The sequence below is a fragment of the Methylomonas lenta genome (assembly GCF_001644015.1).
GTDB classification, from domain to species: Bacteria; Pseudomonadota; Gammaproteobacteria; order Methylococcales; family Methylomonadaceae; genus Methylomonas; species Methylomonas lenta.
Genome location: NZ_LUUI01000098.1, coordinates 15,650 through 38,731 on the forward strand (window position 1 = coordinate 15,650; position 23,082 = coordinate 38,731).

20 protein-coding genes are annotated in these 23,082 nt (G+C 45.6%); 9 read left to right on the forward strand and 11 right to left on the reverse strand.

All coding sequences use genetic code 11. From position 1 onward, the window contains the following. The first annotated feature begins 95 nt into the window (after positions 1 to 95). The 8 genes from A1359_RS09730 to A1359_RS09765 all read left to right on the forward strand — a co-directional run bounded on the left by A1359_RS09730 (position 96) and on the right by A1359_RS09765 (position 10,072). The gene (locus A1359_RS09730) at positions 96 to 578 is read left to right on the forward strand and encodes an Hcp family type VI secretion system effector (protein ID WP_066981670.1); all 483 of its coding nucleotides are present in this window, start codon (positions 96 to 98) and stop codon (positions 576 to 578) included. Positions 579 to 648: 70 nt separating this feature from the next. Then, a complete protein-coding gene (locus A1359_RS09735) occupies positions 649 to 1,467 on the forward strand; it encodes a type VI secretion system accessory protein TagJ (RefSeq protein WP_066981672.1) in 819 nt (272 codons plus the stop codon). Beyond that, complete coding sequence (gene tssE / locus A1359_RS09740) at positions 1,460 to 1,963, forward strand: type VI secretion system baseplate subunit TssE (RefSeq protein ID WP_066981676.1); 504 nt, start codon at positions 1,460 to 1,462, stop codon at positions 1,961 to 1,963. The genes A1359_RS09735 and tssE overlap by 8 nt, the downstream gene beginning before the upstream one ends. Before the next feature lie 2 nt (positions 1,964 to 1,965). Further along, positions 1,966 to 3,852: a type VI secretion system baseplate subunit TssF gene (gene tssF / locus A1359_RS09745; protein WP_066981679.1), complete on the forward strand. Its 1,887-nt coding sequence runs from the start codon at positions 1,966 to 1,968 to the stop codon at positions 3,850 to 3,852. After that, positions 3,816 to 4,880 carry a type VI secretion system baseplate subunit TssG gene (tssG, locus tag A1359_RS09750; RefSeq protein WP_066981873.1) on the forward strand — a complete coding sequence of 355 codons (1,065 nt, stop codon included), beginning with the start codon at positions 3,816 to 3,818 and terminating at the stop codon, positions 4,878 to 4,880. Before tssF ends, tssG begins: the two co-directional genes overlap by 37 nt. 38 nt (positions 4,881 to 4,918) lie before the next feature. Continuing rightward, on the forward strand, positions 4,919 to 7,624 hold the full coding sequence (tssH, locus tag A1359_RS09755) for a type VI secretion system ATPase TssH (RefSeq protein WP_066981681.1): 2,706 nt from the start codon (positions 4,919 to 4,921) through the stop codon (positions 7,622 to 7,624). 97 nt (positions 7,625 to 7,721) lie between these two features. Beyond that, a complete protein-coding gene (locus A1359_RS09760) occupies positions 7,722 to 8,696 on the forward strand; it encodes a type 2 periplasmic-binding domain-containing protein (RefSeq protein WP_066981684.1) in 975 nt (324 codons plus the stop codon). Between the two features lie 47 nt (positions 8,697 to 8,743). Next, a complete protein-coding gene (locus tag A1359_RS09765) occupies positions 8,744 to 10,072 on the forward strand; it encodes a tetratricopeptide repeat protein (RefSeq protein WP_066981687.1) in 1,329 nt (442 codons plus the stop codon). 218 nt (positions 10,073 to 10,290) lie between these two features. Here A1359_RS09765 and A1359_RS09770 read toward each other — a convergent pair whose 3' ends face one another. The 11 genes from A1359_RS09770 to A1359_RS09820 all read right to left on the reverse strand — a co-directional run bounded on the left by A1359_RS09770 (position 10,291) and on the right by A1359_RS09820 (position 21,506). Continuing rightward, a complete protein-coding gene (locus A1359_RS09770; protein WP_066981689.1) occupies positions 10,291 to 11,649 on the reverse strand; it encodes a HEAT repeat domain-containing protein in 1,359 nt (452 codons plus the stop codon). Then, the gene (locus A1359_RS09775) at positions 11,649 to 12,623 is read right to left on the reverse strand and encodes a DUF2169 family type VI secretion system accessory protein (RefSeq protein ID WP_198159317.1); all 975 of its coding nucleotides are present in this window, start codon (positions 12,621 to 12,623) and stop codon (positions 11,649 to 11,651) included. The genes A1359_RS09770 and A1359_RS09775 overlap by 1 nt, the downstream gene beginning before the upstream one ends. 86 nt (positions 12,624 to 12,709) lie before the next feature. Then, on the reverse strand, positions 12,710 to 13,480 hold the full coding sequence (locus A1359_RS09780) for an Imm49 family immunity protein (protein ID WP_066981695.1): 771 nt from the start codon (positions 13,478 to 13,480) through the stop codon (positions 12,710 to 12,712). A gap of 26 nt (positions 13,481 to 13,506) precedes the next feature. Then, the gene (locus tag A1359_RS09785) at positions 13,507 to 14,091 is read right to left on the reverse strand and encodes an imm11 family protein (RefSeq protein WP_066981697.1); all 585 of its coding nucleotides are present in this window, start codon (positions 14,089 to 14,091) and stop codon (positions 13,507 to 13,509) included. Between the two features lie 2 nt (positions 14,092 to 14,093). After that, positions 14,094 to 14,888 (reverse strand): hypothetical protein, encoded by a 795-nt coding sequence (locus A1359_RS09790; RefSeq protein ID WP_066981700.1) that lies wholly within the window; start codon positions 14,886 to 14,888, stop codon positions 14,094 to 14,096. Between the two features lie 24 nt (positions 14,889 to 14,912). Continuing rightward, positions 14,913 to 16,028: a hypothetical protein gene (locus tag A1359_RS09795; protein WP_157200517.1), complete on the reverse strand. Its 1,116-nt coding sequence runs from the start codon at positions 16,026 to 16,028 to the stop codon at positions 14,913 to 14,915. Between the two features lie 5 nt (positions 16,029 to 16,033). Next, positions 16,034 to 16,492: a DUF4150 domain-containing protein gene (locus A1359_RS09800; protein ID WP_066981706.1), complete on the reverse strand. Its 459-nt coding sequence runs from the start codon at positions 16,490 to 16,492 to the stop codon at positions 16,034 to 16,036. Between the two features lie 48 nt (positions 16,493 to 16,540). Next, positions 16,541 to 17,047, reverse strand: coding sequence for a DUF6484 domain-containing protein (locus A1359_RS09805; RefSeq protein ID WP_066981709.1), 507 nt, complete (start codon positions 17,045 to 17,047; stop codon positions 16,541 to 16,543). 3 nt (positions 17,048 to 17,050) lie between these two features. Next, on the reverse strand, positions 17,051 to 19,210 hold the full coding sequence (locus tag A1359_RS09810; RefSeq protein ID WP_066981712.1) for a type VI secretion system Vgr family protein: 2,160 nt from the start codon (positions 19,208 to 19,210) through the stop codon (positions 17,051 to 17,053). A 240-nt stretch (positions 19,211 to 19,450) separates the two neighbouring features. After that, positions 19,451 to 20,758, reverse strand: coding sequence for an HD-GYP domain-containing protein (locus tag A1359_RS09815; protein ID WP_066981715.1), 1,308 nt, complete (start codon positions 20,756 to 20,758; stop codon positions 19,451 to 19,453). Between the two features lie 52 nt (positions 20,759 to 20,810). Then, the gene (locus A1359_RS09820; protein WP_066981719.1) at positions 20,811 to 21,506 is read right to left on the reverse strand and encodes a potassium channel family protein; all 696 of its coding nucleotides are present in this window, start codon (positions 21,504 to 21,506) and stop codon (positions 20,811 to 20,813) included. A gap of 388 nt (positions 21,507 to 21,894) precedes the next feature. Here A1359_RS09820 and A1359_RS09825 point away from each other — a divergent pair, with 388 nt between their 5' ends. Then, a complete protein-coding gene (locus A1359_RS09825) occupies positions 21,895 to 23,079 on the forward strand; it encodes an efflux RND transporter periplasmic adaptor subunit (RefSeq protein ID WP_066981722.1) in 1,185 nt (394 codons plus the stop codon). Positions 23,080 to 23,082: the final 3 nt, after the last annotated feature.

Sequence of the window (23,082 nt, forward strand, 5' to 3'; positions counted from 1 at the left end):
TTTCAGGAGGCTCGTGTATGGCATGATGAGGGTGGAAGCAGTCGTTTTTCTAAGAATATTTTTTATTTAGTTTTTTATAAAAGAAGGAGATGGTCATGGCAGTTGATATGTTTATCAAAATTGACAAGATAAAAGGTGAGTCACAGGATAAGTCTCATAAAGGCGAAACCGATGTATTGGCTTGGAGTTGGGGGATGTCCCAATCAGGTACTTTCCACGCAGGTGCTGGCGGTGGTGCAGGTAAGGTGAATGTCCAAGATCTTAGTTTGACTAAATGGGTCGATATGGGCAGTACTGACTTAATGTTGGCTGCTTGTAAGGGCACACATATACCAAAAGCCGTCTTAGTAGTACGTAAAGCCGGCGATACACCACTTGAGTATCTGACCATTACCATGGAAAAAGTCATGGTAACCTCTATTTCAACTGGAGGGTCGGGTGGTGAAGATCGTTTGACTGAGAATGTCACACTAAATTTCTCAAAAGTATCAGTGAAATATGTAGAACAAAAACCAGAAGGTGGTGAAGGTGCAAAACCTGAAATAAAATGGAATATTGCTGAAAACGCACCATTTTAAATTTTCGTGGTTTTTCATACGCGCCTGCCATAAACGGCAGGCGCTTCATGACTATAAGGTTTGAGCGTAAATGATTTCAAGTACAGCTGAAATATGCTTAAAAGAAGGCCGGCTCGATGAAGCGCTAAAGCTCCTGCAAGATCAGGTGCGTAAAAATCCTGATGTGGCTAAGCATCGGGTATTTTTGTTTCAGTTGCTGGCACTTAATGGGCAATGGGATAGGGCGCTGAACCAGCTTAATGTCTGCGGCAATCTGGCTGATGCAAATTTGGCTATGGTGCAAACTTATCGAGAAGCCATTCGCTGCGAATTACTGCGCGAAAAAATATTTAATGGTGAAACTTCGCCTTTGGTGTTTGGAGAGCCGGAAAGATGGATTGCGTTGCTAATTGAGGCTAATAAATTATCTGCTCAGGCAAACTATTCCCAAGCTAGCGAATTGCGCGATCAGGCTTTTGAGTTAGCTCCCACGACTTCCGGATCTATCAATGGCGTTGTTTTCGAATGGATTGCGGACTCTGATACACGTTTAGGCCCGGTCGTCGAAGCGGTTGTCAATGGTCGTTACTACTGGATTCCTTTTAATCGGATTGCCAGAGTCGAAATTGAAGCGCCCGAGGATCTGCGAGATTTGATTTGGCTGCCGGCTCAATTTACCTGGGCTAACGGTGGTAGCGCGGTTGGCCTGATTCCTTCTCGATATCCTGATTCGCAAAATAACCAAGATGCCATCGTGCGACTAGCGCGTAAGACGGAATGGCATGAGCCTGCTGCCGGCCATTTTCATGGTTTAGGCCAGCGTGTTTTTATCACGGATACAGGTGAGAATTCGCTATTTGATATTCGGGAACTTGTTTTAAATACAGCAATGCCGGACGAGCATGGCTGAGTTAGTCGCCAAAGAGCGTCTGCAACCCTCGTTGCTGGACCGTCTTACCGACCATTCGCCTGGAGAAAAAACCGAAGCACGCGAGCAACGGGTGATGTCTTACCGGCAATTACGCCAGAGCGTACTAAGAGATTTAAGTTGGTTGTTAAATACTACCGCTTTTGAGGCCTTGGAAGACTTGTCTACAGCGCCTCAGGTGGCGCGTTCTGTGATTAACTATGGTATTCCGGCTTTATCGGGCACTAACTTCAGCAGTCTCGATTCTGGCAAACTAGAACAAAAAATCAAACAAGCCATCGTTAATTTTGAGCCCAGGATACTGGCAGCTTCACTCAATGTTGATATTGTGATGGCCGAAGAACAGATGAGTCATAAATCGGTATCTTTTAAAATAGAGGGTGATTTATGGGCGCAACCTTTGCCTGTTCACCTTTATATTCGTAGCGACCTGGATTTGGAAACCGGCGAATTCAAAGTAAGCGATTTGGGCGGCTAAATATGGATCCTCGTCTACTCAAATATTACAATCGTGAACTGCAGCATGTGCGTGAAGTGGGTGCGGAGTTTGCCAACGAATACCCTAAAATTGCAGCTAGATTAGGTCTGGATGCTTTCGAATGTTCTGATCCATATGTCGAGCGGTTGTTTGAAGGCTTTGCCTTTATGGCTGCCCGGGTTCAACTTAAAGTCGATGCGGAATTCCCTAATTTCACCCAGTCTTTACTGGAAATTATCTACCCGCACTATTTAGCCTCGACACCCTCCATGACAGTGGTTGAGTTTAAGCCGGATCTGACAGAGGAGGGTTTGGCTGATGGTTTTTTGATACCTAAGGGCAGTTCTCTGCGCAGTCAAATTGCCAAAGGCGAACAAACCGCTTGCGAATATCAAACCGCACATCCCTTGCAGCTTTGGCCATTGGAGATTGCTCAGGTTGAATATTTATCGACTCTAGCAGCAGTATCCAGTCGTGGTCTGGCAGACCCCAAACACTTATCCCAGGTTAAAGCGGCGATTCGTATCGTTTTACGTTGTACTGCTGGCGTCAATTTTAGCCGTTTGTCTTTGGAAACCTTGCCACTGTTTTTACGCGGTACCGGCGCCATACCTTACCGTTTGTACGAACAGTTATTGGCCAATACCAAGGCCATTGCCTGTAAATTTACCAATGACTCCAAGGTGCAATTTAAATACGCAGCTGGAAACGTCACGCGTGGGTTGGGATTCGAAAAAGACGAGGCCTTATTGCGGCAAACACCGCGATCTTTCGATGGTTATAGGATATTGCAGGAATATTTTGCTTTCCCGGAACGGTTTCTTTTTGCTGAGCTGTCTGGCTTATCCGCTTTAACCAATCAATGTGACGCAGACGAACTGGAACTGTTTCTGCTATTGGATCGCTGTGATGCGCAACTGATTAATGCATTGGATAAATCCAATCTGGCACTGTTTTGTGTACCAGCTATCAACTTATTTTCTAAACGTACCGACAGGATACATGTAGATCACCGACAGTCAGAATATCATGTGGTCGTTGATCGGACGCGGCCTATGGACTATGAAGTTTTTAGTGTCAATCAACTGAACGGTTTTGGTAGCGACCTGCATACGGAGCAGGCCTTTTTGCCTTTTTATGGCTCTAAAAGTGCTTACCAGAATCAAGCCGAAAATGCATTTTATATGTTGAGACGGCAAAAGCGCATATTGTCTTCCAAACAACGAAGAAAAGGCGTGCGATCCAGTTATATTGGTAGCGAATGCTATGTCTCGCTAGTCGATGCTGAACAGGCACCGTATTCGTCGCAAACCACTCAATTGGGTCTGGAAGTATTATGTACTAATCGGGATTTACCTATGGTCATGCCGGTTGGTTTGGGCGATACCGACTTTAGTTTGCAAATCAGCGCACCAGTTAAATCCATCCGCTGTATTTCCGGCCCAACTAAACCGTTACCGGCAGCCTATGAAGGCAACAGTGTCTGGCGCTTAATTAATCATCTTTCATTGAATTACTTATCCTTAATTGATAGCGACCCCAAACAAGGGGCTGCTGCATTTCGTGAATTATTAGGGCTGTATGCCGACCATCGAGAGCCGGCAGTAAAAAAACAAATAGAAGGCGTCATTTCAATCACTGCCAAAAATGTAGTCAGGCGCATAGACTCCAAAGGACCCATGGTTTTTGGGCGAGGGTTGGAGATATCGGTATTGCTGGATGAATCTGCTTTTGAAGGAGGCGGCTATTTTCTTTTGGGAGCCGTGTTGGAGCAGTTCTTTACCCGTTATGTATCGATCAATTCTTTTGTCGAAACAGTCATCCGTACAACTGATCGTGATGAGGTGGCCCGATGGCCAGTGAAAATCGGCCGACGTCACACGTTCTGATCGAAGAGCTTGAAAAAGCCGCCTATCGTTTCGATTTTTTCGAAACCTTGCGGTTGATTGAAGCCCTGCATGCAGACAAACCCCGATTAGGCACCAGCGTCAAAATTAGTGATGATGCAGTTCGCTTATCGCAAGAGCCAGAGTTGCAGTTTCCTGCTTCGGCTTTGGCTGCTTATGGCGTAGGGCGCTCGGGTGTGCCGCGCTTATCAGTTAATTTTTTCGGTTTATTTGGCCCCAATGGCCCATTACCGTTACATCTGACGGAATTTGCCCGAGATCGGATGAGAAATCATCATGATCCTACCATTGCCCGTTTTGCCGATGTGTTTCATCATCGCATGATCAGCCTGTTTTATCGTGCCTGGGCCAATGCGCGGCCGACTGTTAGTTACGACAGGCCGCAAGCAGACCGCTTTGCCTTTTATGTCGGGGCCTTAATGGGCAATGCCGGCGAGTCTTTTCGTCATCGCGATGCGTTGAATGATAGAGCCAAGCTATTTTATGCCGGTCATTTCTCGGCACAGAACAAATGTCCGGATGGGCTGCAGGCAATTATTGCCGATCTGTTATCGATAAAGGTCAAGATCAAAGAGTTTGTTGGCGAATGGATGGAAATTCAGCCGCAAGATCACAGTCGATTGGGTTATTCGCCGGAACTAGCCACATTAGGCCAATCGGCTTTGCTGGGTGCGTTCGTCTGGGGATGCCAACACAAATTCAGAATCATTCTGGGACCGCTAAATTTACCCAGCTATCTATCTTTACTACCGGGTGCCGAAGCATTGGCGCAATTAAAAGCTATCGTGCGTAACTACATCGGTGATGAACTGGTTTGGGATGTGCAATTAGTATTGAAACAGCAGCAAGTGCCGGTCGAGTTGACTCTGGGTGTGCCCAAGCCAGCAAATTCTTTAAGCATGAACGGTGAAGCAAAGCTCGGTTGGACCACTTGGCTGGGCCCCAGGCATAGCTCCATCGATGCAGACAATTTAACCCTGAACCCGTTTTTTGCGGTCAATTCGGACTAACTTTTCTTTTTAAAAATCAATAAAAATAGGCAAACGCTATGGCAGAAATCAGTCGAGTCAAACTGTTCGGTAAATTAAATCGGGTTTGCTATAAAGCTATCGAAGGTGCGACGGTGTTTTGCAAGCTTAGAGGCAATCCTTACGTCGAGCTGGTGCATTGGCTGAATCAATTGCTGCAATTACAGGATTCTGATTTACAGCGCATCATCAAACAATACAACCTGGACACCTCGCGTTTGGCCAAGGATGTGACCGATGCACTGGAGCGTCTGCCGCGCGGTTCGACCGCTATTTCAGATTTCTCCCCGCATATCGAAGAATCGGTTGAGCGGGGTTGGGTTTATGGCACCTTGATGTTCGGCGAAAGCCAGGTAAGGACTGGTCATTTAGTCGTAGGCTTAATTAAAACCAAATCCTTACGCAATGAGTTGCTGGGCATATCCAAAGAATTCGAAAAAATCAAACCCGACTCATTATCAGATGAGTTTGCCAAAGTTGTCTCAGGCTCGCCCGAAGATGGTCTGGCAGCAACAGACGGTTTTCAATCCGGTGCCACACCCGGCGAAGCCAGTGGTGCAATCGCCCCGGCTGCCATGGGTAAGCAAGAAGCCCTCAAGCAATTTACGGTCGATCTGACTGAACAAGCTCGTGCCGGCAAAATAGATCCCATCGTTGGACGGGACGAAGAAATTCGCCAGATTATCGATATTCTGATGCGTCGCCGGCAAAACAACCCCATTCTGACCGGAGAAGCCGGCGTCGGAAAAACTGCGGTGGTGGAAGGTTTTGCTTTAAAAATTGTTGCTGGCGATGTGCCGCCTTCATTGCGTGATGTCAGTTTGCGTACATTGGATGTCGGATTGTTACAGGCTGGCGCCAGTATGAAAGGCGAGTTTGAAAATCGCTTACGTCAAGTGATTGAAGAAGTGCAATCCTCACCCAAGCCCATCATTTTATTTATAGACGAAGCCCATACCTTGGTCGGCGCTGGCGGAGCAGCCGGTACCGGCGATGCGGCAAACTTGCTAAAACCTGCTTTGGCGCGCGGCACCTTACGAACCGTTGCCGCAACCACTTGGGCGGAATACAAGAAACACATCGAAAAAGACCCGGCTTTAACCCGCCGCTTTCAAGTGGTGCAAGTGCTGGAGCCTAGCGAAGAAAAGGCCATTGGCATGATGCGCGGCGTGGTCTCGGTGCAGGAAAAACACCATCAGGTATTGATTCTGGATGAAGCCCTGGAAGCTGCTGTCAAATTGTCACATCGTTATATTCCAGCCCGGCAATTGCCCGATAAGTCAGTCAGTTTGTTGGATACTGCTTGTGCTCGGGTGAGTATCAGTCAACATGCGGTGCCGGCTGAAGTGGATGATTGCCGCAAAAGAATCGTTGCCTTGGAAACCGAATTGGCGATCATCGGCCGGGAAAAAGCCGTCGGTATCGAGGTGCCAGGTAGAGAAGCTTTGGCTGAAGAAAAACTGGCCGAAGAAAAATTGCGGCTGGCCGAGCTGGATGCGCGCTGGAATGCCGAGAAAGAGTTGGTGACTAAAATCCTGGATTTACGTGCCAAACTCAGGGCCGCAGGCCACGCAGTCGACAATACCGGCGAAACGACTACTGAAACCAGTTCAACACCGGAAGCCGAACCCGTAGATAGGGAAGTCTTGCTGGAGGAGCTGAAAACCCTGCAAGCTCAATTACACGAACAGCAAGGCGAGTCGCCGTTGATTTTACCGACAGTCGATAATCAAGCCGTAGCGGCTGTGGTGCAGGACTGGACCGGCATTCCGGTGGGCCGTATGGTCAAGAACGAAATCGAAACCGTATTGAAACTGGCCGACAATCTGGAGCAGCGCATCATCGGTCAGCGCCACGCGTTGGAAATGATTGCCCGTCGCATCCAGACTTCTCGGGCCGGACTGGACAATCCCAACAAACCGATTGGGGTGTTTATGCTGGCTGGAACTTCGGGCGTGGGTAAAACCGAAACCGCATTGGCGCTGGCTGAATCCTTGTATGGCGGCGAACAAAACGTCATCACCATCAACATGAGCGAATATCAAGAAGCACATACCGTATCCACCTTAAAAGGCGCGCCTCCAGGTTACGTCGGTTATGGCGAAGGCGGTGTGTTAACCGAGGCCGTGCGTAGAAGACCGTATAGCGTGGTGTTGCTGGATGAAGTAGAAAAAGCCCATCCGGACGTGCATGAAATTTTCTTCCAGGTGTTCGATAAAGGCTGGATGGAAGATGGTGAAGGTAGGGTGATCGATTTTAAAAACACTCTGATTCTGTTGACCACCAATGCTGGTACCGATTTGATTTCCGGTCTTTGCAGTGATCCTGAATTGATGCCGGACCCGGAAGGCATTTCCAAAGCCTTGCGCGAACCTTTGTTAAAAGTTTTTCCGCCGGCTTTGTTGGGCCGCTTGGTGGTGATTCCGTATTATCCGCTCAATGACGAAATGATAGGTGCCATCGCTCGCTTACAACTGGGCCGCATCAAAAAACGCATCGCTGAAAGCCACAAAGTGCCATTCACCTACGACGATGAAGTCATCAAACTCATCGCCAGCCGTTGTACCGAACTGGAAAGTGGTGGTCGGATGATAGATGCGATTTTAACTAACACTGTGTTACCGAAAATCAGCGAAGAGTTTTTGATTCGAATGGTGGAAGGCAAACCGGTTGAGCGGGTGCATGTGACTGTGCAGGATGGCGAGTTTGGGTATGAATTTGAGTGAGGCTGATTTTAAAAAAAATGGGATGGGCTGATGATATTGCTCTGCAAGATTCAAGACCTGTCCTCATTGGCTTTGTAAAACAACTTAGGATTATCAAATGAACCTTAAAACCCCTGCTTTCATGTCCCAGTATGTCAGCGAATGCTTGACGATTGTGTCAAACATCAATAGCCTTAGTTCGGGAGCAATGCAAACAACCTTGGTCGACGCTGTAAACCACCGGTTACTCGCAGCTGGTGTTCCGGTAGTCACAAAGCATGAAAATGCGACCAGCCAAGCCAACGCTGAGTTTGACTTCCAAAATTGGCGTATCACTTTTGGAGCACCATTGATGGTGCCAGGTTCGCTCGATGCGCTTCGGCTTGGGGTCAACACCGTGTATCACGAGGCGCGACATTGCGAACAGTGGTTCCGTATGGCTCAAGGGTTGGCAGCTGGCAAGTTCAATAAAAACGTGCAAAATCGCATTGATGTTTCTAGTGCCGCCAATATTGCCGCCGGGATGTGGATTCCGCAGGAGATTGCGCAAAAAGCAAAGGCCAACACTGACTACAGCGGCAACAGTGATCGAGAAGTGAATGCTTGGTGGGATTCTATTTATGCAGCCTCAGGTGGTATTCGCGGCAAGAAACTTGGCCATATTAATGAACGCTACAATGCGTATAGAAACCTACCCGAAGAGGTCGACGCTTGGTATTTAGGCGATGCAGTAGAAGCAGAGTTTGATTCGAAGTGTCCCAAGACTGGCTGCCCGTCGTACGCGTACTGGAAAAAGAAGACCTCCCTTTCGTTTAGCTGGCGTTCATCTGCATTGAAGGAGGTCGATAAGGCACTAGATGCCTATAACAAGTCGAAGTCGGCCCCCAACCGTTCAATTCTCAAGGCTAAATTTGACAAATGGTATGACCTCAAAGAACAGCAGGGAGGGTCGGCTCGAGCTAAGGGTTTAGATAACCCTGTTTTGCAGTTGAAAGCCTTTTTGGATCAGTACAATGACGAAGGAGCACAAGGTAAGAAGCTGTTTCATGGCGATCAATCCGAACTTCTAGCAGCACTGGCCAAGCGAAAATAAATCAATACATTCTATATTTTTACTTTTTATGATTTTAGGGTTAAAAAATGACAATTGAAGAGGCTGATACGGCTACAGCCGTGGATATAGATTATGCGTTGGCGGTGGCTATTCGGTTACATCAAACCGAGCAATTGGTTGAGGCCGAAACAATGTATAAGACCATACTTGATCAATTTCCTACATACCCTGAAGCCTTGCATTTTTACGGTTTACTCAAACATCAAAAAGGTGATAACGATCAAGCCATTAGCTTGATTGAACAAGCACTTGCCGAAGCTCCGGAGTATTCGGATGCGTATAATAATTTGGGTAATATATTCAATAATCTTGAACAATTTGAAAAGGCGGCGGAATGTTACAGTAAGGCCCTGGATTTAACCCCAGATAATGCAGCAGCACATAATAATTATGGGGTTGTGTTAAATCGCTTGTCGCGAGTAGAAGAAGCTATTGAAGCGTTTTCTAAAGCGATTGCTTTAATGCCCGATAATGCCGAATTTTATAAGAATTTGGGTAATGGTTTTAAAAAACAGGGCGATTTTACAAAATCGATTAAAGCTTATCGAAAAGTCATCAGTCTAAAACCCTATAAATCGGAAAACTACGAATACTTGTGTGTCGTACTTTATTTACAAGGTAATGTTGAGGAAGCTATTTCTTTGGTGAAAGAGTGGTTGGAATTCGACCCGGAAAATCCACTAGCCTTACATCGATTATATTCATACACAGGTGAGTTAGATTTGCCTAGAGCGGCTGACGAATACATCGCCCAAACATTCGATAGCTTCGCCGACAGTTTTGATATGGTGCTTAAACGACTGGAATACAAAGCACCTTTTTTGGTGGCGGATGCCCTGAAACAGATACATATTAAAACCGGGAAAGCTTTAAATATTCTCGATGCTGGCTGTGGTACCGGTTTGTGTGGTCCCTTGATGAAGCCGTATGCAGCTAAGATTACAGGGGTCGATTTGTCTGCCAAAATGATGGAAAGGGCAAAAGAAAGAGATTGTTATGACGCGTTACATCAAGCTGAATTAACAGCCTTTATTGATGGCTATTCCGCTGAGTGTGATGTGATTGTATCGTCAGATACCCTGGTGTATTTTGGGGATTTACAGCCAGTCTGTCTGGCTGCAGCCAAAGTGCTGCAAACGGGTGGGCATTTTATCTTTACGGTGGAACGTACCGATGAAGAGGTCGCGGCAGGCTACAAAATACATCCGCACGGGCGTTTTAGTCATACTGCAGCCTATCTTAATGCAGTCATTGAATCTGCAGGTATGCAGATGCTTAAGCTTGAAGAAAATCGCTTGCGTTTTGAGGCGGGTGAGCCTGTTAATGGTTTTTTAGTGGTTGCGCAAACCGTTTAGCAAAACTTGATTTGCCTAATATTAGTTTTACTCCGCTTTTATCCGGCTAAATAATCACCATAGACTTACCGCTATCACAGCAAAGATAATTGCGATGCGCAGCCAGACTTTGGCGGAAGCCGATAATTTTCGGCCCCCATTTAAATAATCGCGGACTGAGAATAGCGCAAAAAGGCAAGATAAAGTTCCAAGAATTAGCGCTGCCTGATTTGTCATGATTATTGCACCAATCGGCAGGCGAAATACCAGCACCCCGCCTGAAATCGTATATTGTTCTCATTAACCCAGGCCGATAGCTTGTTAATAGCCGCTAATTGACTATGTACAGGCATATCTACTTCAAACGAGAAATCAGCATTGTAACGAATCACAAGCTCTTCATAAGCGAGTTCTCTGAGTCTATAGGGTGTTTTTTCGGAAGCAAGGTTCTCCAGCAGACAAACGGGCGAATAAAGTTTGCCATTACGATACCTTTTCTCAGGCTGAAATCTGGAGGCATTTTCAGAAAACCAGCTTTTCCATCTCTCCGGGTCTTCAGATAAACGCACTACAGTCGTTCCGAATGGTTTACCATCAGCGCGGGTAGGAACTTTATTTTCTTCCCGATATGCTTTGAGTTCATGCTCAAATAACTCATCTTCATCGATTGGTTCGGGAATAAACGCCTCTTCGTATAAGTCGGCGCCTGTAATCAAGTTTAAGGCCAACGCAGCCGATTCAGCCAGGTTTGGCTGGTCCAAACATGTGTGTATCGATTTAAGCGCGGCTAGATCGCCAAGTAAGCCCAAAGCCAACAAACAATCTGGATCAGCTCGACCATAGGATATGGCGTCGCGGAGTATATTACTGGCCGAACGGCTGCCGCCTAAGCCAAAGGCAATATACGGCCAACTTTTAGTTTGAACTAGAAGGTAACAGGATTCTAATGCCCGATAATCACCCAGATGCAATAAGCTAATTAATGCAGCAGAGCACAAGGCTTCATCTTCATGGCGTAAAAATGGTTGCAGAGTCTGGTGTGAACTTTCGAATTTCAAACGGCCTATAGCCCAAATCAAATTCACATCGGTTTTTGATGACGAGGTGGCCAACATCAAACGATGCAAGTGCTCTCCAAGTGGTAATCGTTTATATCCACAGAGAGTGGCAAGTATGGGTAATAGGGAAGGTGATGAACCGGATAAAGCCTTGGCACAATAATCGTTCCATGGTGCTGGGAATTCGTATTTCACGGCATCTACGACTGCACGTAGTTTTTCTTTGTCTTGATAATCAAGTGTTCGAAAAACCTCTGCTAGTAGATTGGCCTGCATTTGTCTGCAAAACACACAAACAGCCGCAAATAATTCGCCGAAATCACCGTCCAGAGCTTGTTTTTTACAAATCTCCAACGCCAATTCTTCGCCCACGACCAAGGCGTCGATATGGGCTTCCAGCCGTTCTTCGAATTCGCCTACGTCACGCCAAGAAATGGCAGGATTATGCAATAGGCTTAGACGTTGTTGATAAAGAAAAGAGGCTTCCTCCAGATGTTCTTGGTAGAGCTCAATCTTAAAAGCTTTGATGGATGTAGCCATTAGATGACTGCCTGTACAGAAGGTCCGCCTTCGGACCAAATATCAATGGATACCACGTCATGCGGGCCATTACGGACTGGAGTGTAGCTGCGCCAAATCAAAAACAACAGACGCTCATCCATATTGATAATCACAGTATCCAATTGGGTTTGTAGTGTTACCGTCGCGCCGCCTCGTAACTGTACTTTACATTGTGGGGCTGGGACGCCAGGGAGATTGAACGTGACCCTTCCTTCAGGAGATGCGTTGATGATGACTACTGGTTCGTCACCCTTGAGGTATCCCGGTGCAATCAAGCTAGATGAGGCGGCGTTGAAAAATCGTCGATCAAAATCTTTTGGCAACAATGGTTTGCGTTCCTTATCCCAGGCTTCATCATAAGTGCCTGCGTACGAGGCGCGCGGTTGCCAATTAGGAGAAATAAATCCAAAACCGGCAGGAGGTGGCGTGTCGCCATAGCTACGATAAGGGTGATCTGGATCTTCCAAATTAGGAAGTTTTACCTGAGCATCACTATTTGCCATAGGGTCAAGGTAGCCTGTGCCAACCGGATTACGTGTTTCGAAACGGAATTTATCCGGTTTAGGATCGCGTAAATCCCAACCGCCAAAGGCTTGCTCGTAAGTTAACGGAATTTTTTCAAATGGTTGGGGTGCAGTTATTGACACCTCTCCGGATTTTCGGAACAGATAACGATCACCGATGACTCTAACAATTTTTTGAACCGGGCCAACACGTAAACCTACGCTGACTTCAGTATCCCCTTTGTTTTGGGGGTAGGCGTGTCCGATAAGAATGATATCTGTGGCTTGTTTTTGGAAAGCTATTTGCGGTTCATATTTAAAACTCGACTTGGCAGCGTCTTCGGACCAGCACTCACCGCCAATATTGATGATGGGTTGTTCCTCCAATAGCAGCATTTGCTTATTGGGTGTGATGGCAAAACAAGCTTGAACTAACGGGACTAGCATCATCACGGAATTTTCATCAGAAAGGAAAAGACTTTCGAAAGAAAATGCCGTGCTATTGTTCGTCTGGGGATGGGGCATGGGATATAGTGTTATTCGCCAGGAAATGGTTTTCTCATGTCAACTCGGGCGATCGAGGGACAAAAACGATATTCAAACTGTGTGGCAAATCCTAATTTGTCTGCGATGCGCAAGATAGCTAGTCCCTCAATATATACTTGCCGTTCAGCTATCACAACTGGGTCTTCCATTTGATGTCGAGTTTTGTCGGACTCGATTTGAGCGGCACGTTGTGCCAATAAGTCTTCGAAAGCCTGGTTGAAGTCTTGTTTATTTCCTTCAGCAATAACCTTGCAAATAGCTAGTCTTGCATCAGATTGTCCGGATAAGGCTTTTTCAAAACGTTCGAACAAAACTTGAAGTCTGGATTCGTTGCGAGGAAGCGTGATTAGGCTATGTAAAATTTGCGCATAGCAATAATCGTCTTCGTATTCATGGCCTTGCTGCCACTCTGTCAGGGATAGGCCTACTATCTGCCTGGCTGTTGCAAAATCAGCCGCCGCAACCGCATCAAGAAACGGGTCCACCCTCCCAGATGCCTGGTGATGGTCATTAAGAATGCCGGCCTGCGAAAGTCTTTGTAAATATACGACTCTACATTTGGCACTACGGATCAAATTATGAAAAAAAGCGTCAATATCTGCTTTGGTCAGGAGGACAATAATGGCTGCGGCCCGCAATTTTGGAGATACTTCTATTGCCAGTTCTCCAATTTTTTCAATTGGATAATCACTGTTGGCGATACCGGCCAACCAGAAGGCGACGTCATAAGATAATATTTCCAAGTATTCGGTAAGTTTCATAAATCTTAAGTTGTATCTGTCGATGCCTATTTTTTCGGGTAATCAGGAATTTCAAGCCAATCTAAACCGCTAAAGCCTTTATCGGTTAGGGTTTCGGCAAGTTTACGCCGTACCAAGGTGATATCCCAAAATCCTTTCAGGCGAAATATCTGCCTATCAGAAGGGACTTGAGTTTCATCTATCACCAAACGCTTAAATGAATCTATGCTTTCAGGGTCGATTAAATCTTCTTCAAAGATTGATTGAGATCGGTCTATGCAATCTACAGGGTCAATAGGGTGGATGATGTGGTAACTGTCACTTGCAATTCTATTTTTATGATCAAGAATGCCGATTTTTAAATATTCAACTTTTGGCATATGAAAACTTTCTATCTCATTCTTCAGCTTTTCTGATGCCACTATAATCATCTTTGAGTTCAGTAAGTTATCTACCAGCAACAAATCATTTGGGAAGTCTGGATGCATGCGATAAAGCACATTGGTTGGAAACTCAGATTGTAGTGAGGTTCCGTTTCTCAGGCGAAATTGATCTTCTATCCCTTCGAGTTGCTTTAGTACACATGCTCCTGCTACTGATTTGTATTGCCAAATCACAAAACTGTTACTCATATTCAAACTCCTGATGAAATCGCTTTCGCAATTCTATTGACCCACTTTGCTACTTGACCGTTAAAAACCCTAACTGGAAAGCCCTTTGAAGATACTTTGCTATCCGATGCCATAGAAAATGGCTGGCACCAATCGGGGTCAGGTGGCTCTTTTTGTGCTAATTTCCAAGCTGCATGAGTTCCGCCTTTTCTTGTGCCACGGTCGTCAAGCAGGCGGGATCTGAAATCAGAAGACAACTTGTTAAGTTTGCCTTCCAGTGCCTTACCTTTTAATTTGTGTCCCTGTTCTTTTACCTTGTCTGCCAGCTTTTCAACTTCCACTTCCACTTCCCATGTGTAGCCTTCCTTGCAATTGTGGTCATAGTCATGTTGAGGAATATTTTTAAATTTTGGAGCTTTCATTGCGTCATTGATTACATCAGCGACCTCGTCAACACTGATACTTTCTTCTACTTCACAGTACCATTTAACTGTGTGTCCCCAAAGGGGCATGGCAATCATATTATCTTTGTTGTTTATACACCACTTAGTCTGCTCAATTACCGAATTGATGCCATCATTACTTAGCAAGATCTGTGTAACCGGGGCTACGCAGACCAAGTGGTGCGCTTCAAATTTTTTTTCAAAAGTAAAAGGGTCTTTCGCGTTAACGAATCGCTTGAATGTATGATCAAACCAACCCGTGGGTTTACATACTTCGATATAGTCTTTAGGGTGGGGGCAATCACCACATTTGGGTTTGGCGGGGATAGAACAAAATTGCCCCTTTTTATCGCCTCGTTCATGCTCGCTGCTCATCCTTACTCCAAGGCTATAAGCTGATTAATTGAGTGTTAGTAAAAAGGCGCCGCGCTCTTTTCCATTTGAAGTTGTGGCAATAATTGCAGTATCCATTACAGCGTAGCGACGTTCAAACGCTCTACTAACAGAGCAAGCAGCAAGTAGTAAGCTTGCAACGTTAGTGTCGCCAAACCATGCGGCCGGGTACCAAAAAATTGGTTCAGCATAAGCTTGATTTAATGCTCGCATGCGAAGAAGTGCATGCCCCCATTCAGTTGCCCGGTCATATTCACCATTGTGGTCTGAGACGATCCAAATACGATTTTGCTGATGTTTGTGCTTTTGCCCCACTTGGCTTAAGGCATCAGCGAGACCTTCACCGTTTAATGGCTGATCAGAATCAAATTCAGTGCCGTTGTTATTGATGACTGGAGTACGTAATTTAATGCTACTTAGATTGTTTTTATCCGCATCGGATTCAAGCCGTAAGAGTAACGCCGCCCCTGCCTCACCAGGTTGAAGTCCCGAAGGGGCCCCATCGCATTTCAATCTGCCGGATTGATGTAGCCAGGTTAGTGTTTCTTCGTCCAGCAAGGAATCCACTGCCAGTATGATAGCGAGTTCTACAGTTCCTGCAGTCAAATCAGCGGCAGCCACCTGAATGGTCTCTAAAGCAGCAATTCTGCCATTTGTACTAATGTGTCCGACAGAGCGGTCTCCATTCCAATTAGAAAATTCGATTGCTTGATTGACTGTTTTTGCGAGTGATTCCAAATAACCCTGATTTTTAGGGGGAAGGTTAGTGGGATTTTTTAATGAATCTTGGTGGCTGTGAATGCTTAGATGATTGGGTAAAGCTAAATAAAAACGATGAGTTCGCCCCAGCCATGGCGATTTGCTGTTTTGTGCCATTAAATCCATGAGGCTTCCTTGAATTAAGCGACATAGGCGGGCATTACCTTCATAGCCAGAGGTCAATAAACTGACCGGATGACCTATGACTGGCTCTTCGCGTCCATCTTCATTAGAGCGCATGCGATAGTTTTCCAGTACCTTTGGACGAACCAAGCCTGCTCTTGCCGCAGCACAGCTTGTCAATGCGTCACATCCGAGTGAACTTACCATGCCATATCCAGCGACTATTACTTCAGAATTCATGGTACTCAATCAAGGGGTTTACCACAGTAATAACACACTCCCTTGTCCTCGCCCATAGCAATAATTGGGCCCTGAATGACAGGAAAAGGCGGTGTGTTTTTGTCGTTGTGTAACATCAAATCGAAAGCCCTGGGCACATTCTTGCCTTCAATTTTGACATCAAATGAAAAGTTCACAAATTCCGCTTTGCCTTTCACCTTGTTCGAAACGACTCCGAGTAGACTGCCTGCTTCATCACCAGTACTTATCATGAAATTAGAATCTTTAACGCAGACTGGATTACCGTCGCATTTAACGGTGGATGCCCCCTTGGAGGTATCAGATGACTTTGCAATATTGGGATAGGGAATTGGTACCGGGCCGGCGGGTGTAGGAGTCTTGCAAACGTCAGGGAAAGCCATGGTTATCCCATTGCTACCCGCGTGAATAACTGATAGATAATTTACTCCGACTGTTACAGGCATTTTCTGTTATTCCTCTTAAGTAGCGAGAGACCAGATTATGGTCATATCTTAATTAATAAAGACTGACGCACCACGTACCTTATTGCTTTCCGAAGCCCTGCTCAATAGCTTGGTACCTTTTAAAGTAATCTGACCATTCGCACGTAAGGTGATTGAGCCCAGCCCACATCGAAGAACGATTTCATTTTCGCCTTCAAGTAAAAGTGATTTTCCGTTAATGGTTAATGACTGAGTCGTATTCTCGTGCGATATGGTGTTTAAAAGGGATGGATCATCAAATATTTTATCCCTGATAACGCCGGTAATAATTGCTTTTTGAGGGTCGTTGTCTTGGAGTAAAATCAAAACTGGGAGGTTGGTTATTTGATCAATGGGCCCAAATTCATGAGTGGGGACGCCAACTCTTGCCATTACTCCAGTATTTGGTGAGCCTTCAAACTGGACAAACGGTATTCCATCTTCAGTAATTTTGATTATTTTCCCAACTAATATTATGGGTTTTTCAGGCGTAAAAACGCAATTTTGTTTTATAAGGAGGGTAGGCTTGTTGGTCATTAGTTAATTCTCAGAAATTTTGCTACCTTTCAATATCAGATCACTACTGCCCTTGACAGTGATTTTGCCACCTTTGATAGTGATATCCCCATTTTTTTTCATAATAATTTCAGCGCTTCCAGTTTTAAAGCTAATTTCATCTGCAGCGGTGATTTGTATTTTTTTAGCTTGAAGGGTCGATTCTTTGGTGACCTCGATTCGGCGTTTTCCGGTAATGGTTTCAGTTAGGTCTTTATCTACCGTAACTGATTGGTTTCCCTTGACCGATTCGGTGAGATTTTCACCCACTGTGATGGTTTTATTACGACCAATGCTTTCGGTTTTACTGCCGCCGATAGCTTCGGATTTTGACCCTGCTACTGCTTCAGACATTGCTGCACCCACTGTGATAGCAAGGGCGGCTCCAACGGTGAGTTCCATAGCGCCACCCACAGTCTCTGCATAATTGATCAATACAGTCTCTGTCAAAGTTTGACCTACAACTATGCTCATTGCGCCATCGATATTTTCGGAGTGGTTGCCTGCGACGTGTACTACTTTATTTCGCTCTACAGTTTCGCTCTTATCACGCTTTACCAGCAAAGTACGATCACGATCAATTTCTTCGTTTCTATCATTTTCAACCAAAATATTTTGATCTTTTTCAGCGTGGAAATACATCTCCTCGCTTCCCTTCTTATCTTCGAGACGGATTTCGTTGAAATTGTCCCCACCGCCTCCTTTACTGGAGCGACTTTTAATGCCTGTTTGAGTAGCGTTGGCGGGGAGGGCGTAGGGCGGCATCATGTCGGCGTTGTAGACGCTGCCTATGATGAGCGGTTGATCCGGGTCACCTTCCAGAAATTCAATCACCACCTCATGACCAATTCGCGGGATGGCGACCATGCCCCAGTTCTTTCCAGCCCAGGGGTGAGCAACTCTGACCCAGCAGGAGCTGTCTTGATCTTTTTTACCGTAGCGATCCCAATGGAATTGGACTTTTACCCGGCCATACTGATCGGTATAGATTTCGTCTCCGGATGGGCCGACCACTACGGCTGTTTGCGCGCCGTGTACCAGCGGTTTGAGGCTGCTTCTGCTGGGGCGGAATGGACGGGCATTATCCAGCGCGGTAAAGCTACAGGTATAGGGTTGTTCGGGATCGCCGCCAGTCGAGTTGGAAAAATATTCATCCAGTTTCAGATGATATTCTGCAGATACAACCAAGTATTTTTTGTTTTGATCGTCTCGAGGATGGTCCTGGAGTTTAAAAGCATAACCGACAGATAATCCGCGAGCATTGGCTTGGCCTTCGCAGCGTTCAAAGCGCGCATGCTGTTCTTCGATACGTTGACGTACATAATTATCGCCGGCACCGGTCTCGGTATAGCGGCCGGGATAATCGAAAAATTCGCGTTCCGAATGGGTGTGGGATTCTTTTAGCTGAGATTTAACCTTAAGATTGGCTTTAGGTTTTTTGAAATCATAATCGGTGAGTTCGTATGCGCCGGGCTGAACTTCTCTGGCGAAGCCCCATTCGTGGACGTGATCAAGCCGGGCTAGATCAGCTCTTAATTCTGCATAATAGGGGATATTCTGGTAACCGGGGTATTCGACATGGGCATTGTTATCATCGATCAGCACCAATGTATGTTTGCCGTTGTCGTGGCTGAAGTAATAATAAATCCCTTCTTCTTCCATCAGCCGACTGACAAAGTTGAAGTCGGTTTCCCGATATTGGACACAATATTCGCGGCTGCTATAACTAGCGTTTAATTTGCTTTCAAAATCTGTAAAGCCTTGATCACGGAACACCTGTTTGATGATGTCCGGGGCGGTTTGGTTTTGGAAAATGCGGCAATTGGATGCGCGGGTTAAAAACCATAGCCAGGGTCTAACTTCTGCACGGTAATGGTGATAACCACCTTGATTACCATATTGACCAAATCGACTGACGAAGCCATTGAAATAGCGCCATTTATTATTGTCGAGTTCCAAGCCTATGGTGACGCTTTCGCCTAGTAAGGCTTCCGGGTTGATAGTCGAGCTTTCACTCAATAACTCGAGATTATAGAGATAAGGTTCGCTGAGTTGTTCACTGCCATGCATTTGGTAAAACAGCAATGTGTTTTCCTTTAGCGGCGTAAACACTTGAATTTTACGATTTTTTTGTATAGCCGCCATAGGTTTTGATTCCAAATAGTCGTTGTTTCTTCGTGTTAAAGCAGAGACTACAATGCCCGATAAATGTAGTCACTTATACCACTTTTAAACTATTGAACAAGGTGTTTTTAATTGTTATTCACATGCCTACGCATCTATTTAACGGGCTAGGTTAGGTTTGAACGTAACTGGATATTCATATTGTGCGCTAAAAATTTTAATCTAAAAATTAGCCATTTAAATCCATTCAAAACATACATCTTAAGCCAAATGTTCGCCGATATCGCCTTTAAAATACCGCTGTATAATTTTATCTAATTCAAGGTGGGCTGCTTCATCGTTTTTACTAAATTGTTGGTACAGCTTGGGAGCGATAGCAACAAACTCCAGAGTCAACCGGGGGTCGAAATGTGTGTTTACACCTTGCTGCAGAATTTCAATCGATTCATCAACAGTCATGGCTGTTTTATAAGGCCGCACTGAAGTCAGTGCATCAAAAACATCTACGATAGCAAAGATGCGGGCTAATATCGGAATATCTTCGCCTTTTAGCCCTTGATAATAACCACTGCCATCAAACTTTTCGTGGTGATTGCCAACCACTTCGGCGGCATCCTGTAGCCAGGGACATTTGTTTACGATATCCAAACCATGCAGGACATGGGTTTTCATGATAGTGAACTCATCGACATCCAGGCGACCCTGCTTTAACAGAATGTGGTCGCGAACGCCGATTTTGCCGACATCATGCAAAAATGCGCCTTTGATCAAAGAGCGAATTTTGTCGGGGTCTAAAGCAATGCGTTCTGCAAGTCGGACGGCATAAATGGTTACCCGAAAATTGTGTGCATCCGTGTCACTGTCGCGTTTGGCAATAGCGCTACCCAAGCCTTGTACTGTTTCCAGGTTGGCATCCAGCAGGTGTATGGATAAGCGGCTAAGGTCTGAAAATAAGCTGCGGAATAAGGGGTAGTTCAAACCTGTAGTCAAAATGACTATCAAAACTGAAAAGCCCACTACAACAAATATGTGTTGCCAGAGTGCATTCTGCATGGCTTGCGAAATCTGATAGATACCTTGGATTCTAGCTAGGGTGTGACCATTTGCATCATTTACGGTTTGACTGATCAAAAAGCTGTATTTCAACGCGTGATTTTCGAATGACTCTATGGTGGTGGGCTTTTGCAGCAATTGCTGGGTAGCTAAGCTGATCAATCTATCAATGTCGGGAATAGTTTCGTCCGCAGCGCTGGCCAGTTCTTGATTTTCGCTGTCGCGGATAGATACCCAGATAAATTGGCCTAATCTGCTGCTGGGGGCAGTATTCTTTAAATCATCTAAAATGTTTTGTACATTGATCTGCCATGGCGTTTGTGTCATCACTGCCTGATCACGTACGCGGTTTTTTAGTAATTCGGCGCTTAATTGCGTCCGCTCGAAAATCTCATCTTCCAGCTCGGAAACTTGTTGAACGAACACAAGGCAGCCTACCAATAAGGACAACACAACAGCCAAAGCCAATGAACGGAAAATTAGTTTTTTTTGTATGGATAATGCGCGCGGTTCCATTTATCAATCCAAAGTGCATGTAGGCTAGTGTTTAATGATAGCTCTGTTCGGGTTAGTGCTGAATGCGATGTGATGTGAAGGCGCCCACTAAGCTGGCAACCATCACAGCCAGATAAAACTGGCCGGTTATGGCTTCCAGGTAAGCCAAGGTGCGAATCAGATTGCTGGCAGGAGCAATGTCACCATAACCCAGACTGGCTAAAGTCACGAAGCTAAAATAGAGCATTTCGGGAAATATGTCGTGCGGCTGGTTGGTAATGTTGCCGAAAAAATCTGCCCAACCGTTAAACTGCAAAAGGGAATATAGGATGGCCCAAATCAGTCCAAATAATAAGTAGACGCAAAAAGCGCCTACTAGCGAGTTAAAGTTGACTTGGTGCAATACAAATACATTTTGGGCGGCAATCCAGCAGCTCAGGCCGCAAAAAATCAGCAGCAGCAAATAGCCTAACTGCATTACAGGGGCTCTAAAGCCAATGAAATAATCAATAGCGGATAGGCTGGATATAGATAGGGCCAGAAGTACGCCTAAGCGATAAGTTAGGCGAGAAGATGACAAACTCCATACCGCAATCAGCATAAACAGGGTAAACAATAACGCAATGGAATACTGTCCTACTCCAGGCAGCAGATGATTGAAGGGGGCGGCCAGGAAAAACAGTAATAAACCGAAAAATAAGTAACTGAAATTTCCACTTCTAGCAACTTTGCTGGCGGTGGCAGGAATATTTTTTACTGTTGTATTCACAGGATTTCCTTGAAAAAAACTAAGGCATTGGGGCTATGCTAACGCGAAATTGCCTGACAAGCCTCTTGGCGTTTGCGTCATAGTTCAATTTTAGCTACCCAACTTGGATGGCATGAGGATTCAGGAGAAATATGTTTTTTTTGATTTCGTGGGTTAAACTTTCCAGTAAATGACGATTCATCTGGCTAAATTGACTTAAATCAAGATGCACCGGTTTAAAAATTTTGCTGTTCAAGTCATAAACCAATTTAGATTTAACTCGCTAAATACAATTTAACCGCTGATATACTTGAATTCAAATGCACATCAGCATCACTCAACCTCCCATATAGACTGGAAACTGGTTTTTAGACCAGTTATAACCCTAAACTTACACACTGAACAGCCTATGAAATTTATCACATCAAGTGGATATGGCTTGAATAAAAACCATCCACATAGCTTGAGCTTACTAGGTGTATCTGTTCTTGGGCTTATGCTGATGGCTGGTTGCAACAAAGCCGAAAAAGCGCCGCCACCGCCACCGCCCACAGTAATTGTCACGCAAGTCCAGCAACGCGATGTGCCGGTTCATCAGGAATGGATAGGCTCGCTTGATGGCATGGTGAATGCTCAAATTTTGGCCCAGGTGCCAGGTTATTTGTTGAAACAGAAATACCTGGAAGGTGGCCCGGTTAAAAAAGGTCAACTGCTGTATGAAATCGATCCACGGGTATTTCAAGCAACTTTGGATGGTGCGGTTAGCAATTTGGCCCGGCAAGAAGCGGTATTGAAAACCGCCCGTCTCGATCTGGCGCGGGTAGAACGCTTATTACCAGAGAAGGCTGTTAGTGTCCGCGACCGCGATAATGCGGTCGGTCGTGAAGCTACCGCTCAAGCAGAAGTTTTGGTCGCCAAATCTGCTGTCGAAAATGCCCGACTTCAGTTGGGCTTCACTAAAATCCTTTCGCCCATCGATGGCATCGCTGGAATTTCGACTGCGCAAATTGGTGATTTGGTAGGGCCGGGCAGTGCTAACTTAGAGCTGACGAGCATTTCCCAGCTTGACCCGATCAAAGCATTTATTCCGATGAGTGAGCAGCAATACCTGCATTTTGCCCGGGAACGTTCGAACCAAGAGCAAGGACGCGAGAAGGCATCGATACAACTCATATTAGCGGATGGCAGTACTTATCCAGCAGCAGGTCAGTTTTTCTTTGCCGGCCTTCAGGTCGATATTAAGACAGGCACTATTCAGGTGGCTATTTTATTCCCTAACCCCACTAATTTACTGCGCCCTGGGCAATATGCCAGAGTACGAGCAGTCGTTGAACACAAACCAAACGCATTATTGGTTCCGCAACGTGCGGTTACAGAAATGCAAGGCCGTTTCTTAGTAGCTGTGGTGCATGCAGACAACACGGTAGAGATGCGTCAGGTGAAACCCTCTGTAACCATCGATGATATGCAAGTGATCGATGAAGGCTTGAAGCTGGGGGAAAGCGTAATCGTAGAGGGTATACAAAAAGTACGCCCCGGCAGTAAAGTCGAGCCTAAACCCTTGTTAGCAGAATCTGCTAACGCAGTTAAGTAGAGC

What these genes read in the sequence shown, in the direction of transcription:
- A1359_RS09730 (WP_066981670.1), top strand. Translation starts at nt 96, where the DNA reads ATGGCAGTTGATATGTTTATCAAAATTGACAAGATAAAAGGTGAGTCA.
- A1359_RS09735 (WP_066981672.1), top strand. Translation starts at nt 649, where the DNA reads ATGATTTCAAGTACAGCTGAAATATGCTTAAAAGAAGGCCGGCTCGAT.
- tssE (WP_066981676.1), top strand. Translation starts at nt 1,460, where the DNA reads ATGGCTGAGTTAGTCGCCAAAGAGCGTCTGCAACCCTCGTTGCTGGAC.
- tssF (WP_066981679.1), top strand. Translation starts at nt 1,966, where the DNA reads ATGGATCCTCGTCTACTCAAATATTACAATCGTGAACTGCAGCATGTG.
- tssG (WP_066981873.1), top strand. Translation starts at nt 3,816, where the DNA reads ATGGCCAGTGAAAATCGGCCGACGTCACACGTTCTGATCGAAGAGCTT.
- tssH (WP_066981681.1), top strand. Translation starts at nt 4,919, where the DNA reads ATGGCAGAAATCAGTCGAGTCAAACTGTTCGGTAAATTAAATCGGGTT.
- A1359_RS09760 (WP_066981684.1), top strand. Translation starts at nt 7,722, where the DNA reads ATGAACCTTAAAACCCCTGCTTTCATGTCCCAGTATGTCAGCGAATGC.
- A1359_RS09765 (WP_066981687.1), top strand. Translation starts at nt 8,744, where the DNA reads ATGACAATTGAAGAGGCTGATACGGCTACAGCCGTGGATATAGATTAT.
- A1359_RS09770 (WP_066981689.1), bottom strand. Translation starts at nt 11,649, where the DNA reads ATGGCTACATCCATCAAAGCTTTTAAGATTGAGCTCTACCAAGAACAT.
- A1359_RS09775 (WP_198159317.1), bottom strand. Translation starts at nt 12,623, where the DNA reads ATGATGCTAGTCCCGTTAGTTCAAGCTTGTTTTGCCATCACACCCAAT.
- A1359_RS09780 (WP_066981695.1), bottom strand. Translation starts at nt 13,480, where the DNA reads ATGAAACTTACCGAATACTTGGAAATATTATCTTATGACGTCGCCTTC.
- A1359_RS09785 (WP_066981697.1), bottom strand. Translation starts at nt 14,091, where the DNA reads ATGAGTAACAGTTTTGTGATTTGGCAATACAAATCAGTAGCAGGAGCA.
- A1359_RS09790 (WP_066981700.1), bottom strand. Translation starts at nt 14,888, where the DNA reads ATGAGCAGCGAGCATGAACGAGGCGATAAAAAGGGGCAATTTTGTTCT.
- A1359_RS09795 (WP_157200517.1), bottom strand. Translation starts at nt 16,028, where the DNA reads ATGAATTCTGAAGTAATAGTCGCTGGATATGGCATGGTAAGTTCACTC.
- A1359_RS09800 (WP_066981706.1), bottom strand. Translation starts at nt 16,492, where the DNA reads ATGCCTGTAACAGTCGGAGTAAATTATCTATCAGTTATTCACGCGGGT.
- A1359_RS09805 (WP_066981709.1), bottom strand. Translation starts at nt 17,047, where the DNA reads ATGACCAACAAGCCTACCCTCCTTATAAAACAAAATTGCGTTTTTACG.
- A1359_RS09810 (WP_066981712.1), bottom strand. Translation starts at nt 19,210, where the DNA reads ATGGCGGCTATACAAAAAAATCGTAAAATTCAAGTGTTTACGCCGCTA.
- A1359_RS09815 (WP_066981715.1), bottom strand. Translation starts at nt 20,758, where the DNA reads ATGGAACCGCGCGCATTATCCATACAAAAAAAACTAATTTTCCGTTCA.
- A1359_RS09825 (WP_066981722.1), top strand. Translation starts at nt 21,895, where the DNA reads ATGAAATTTATCACATCAAGTGGATATGGCTTGAATAAAAACCATCCA.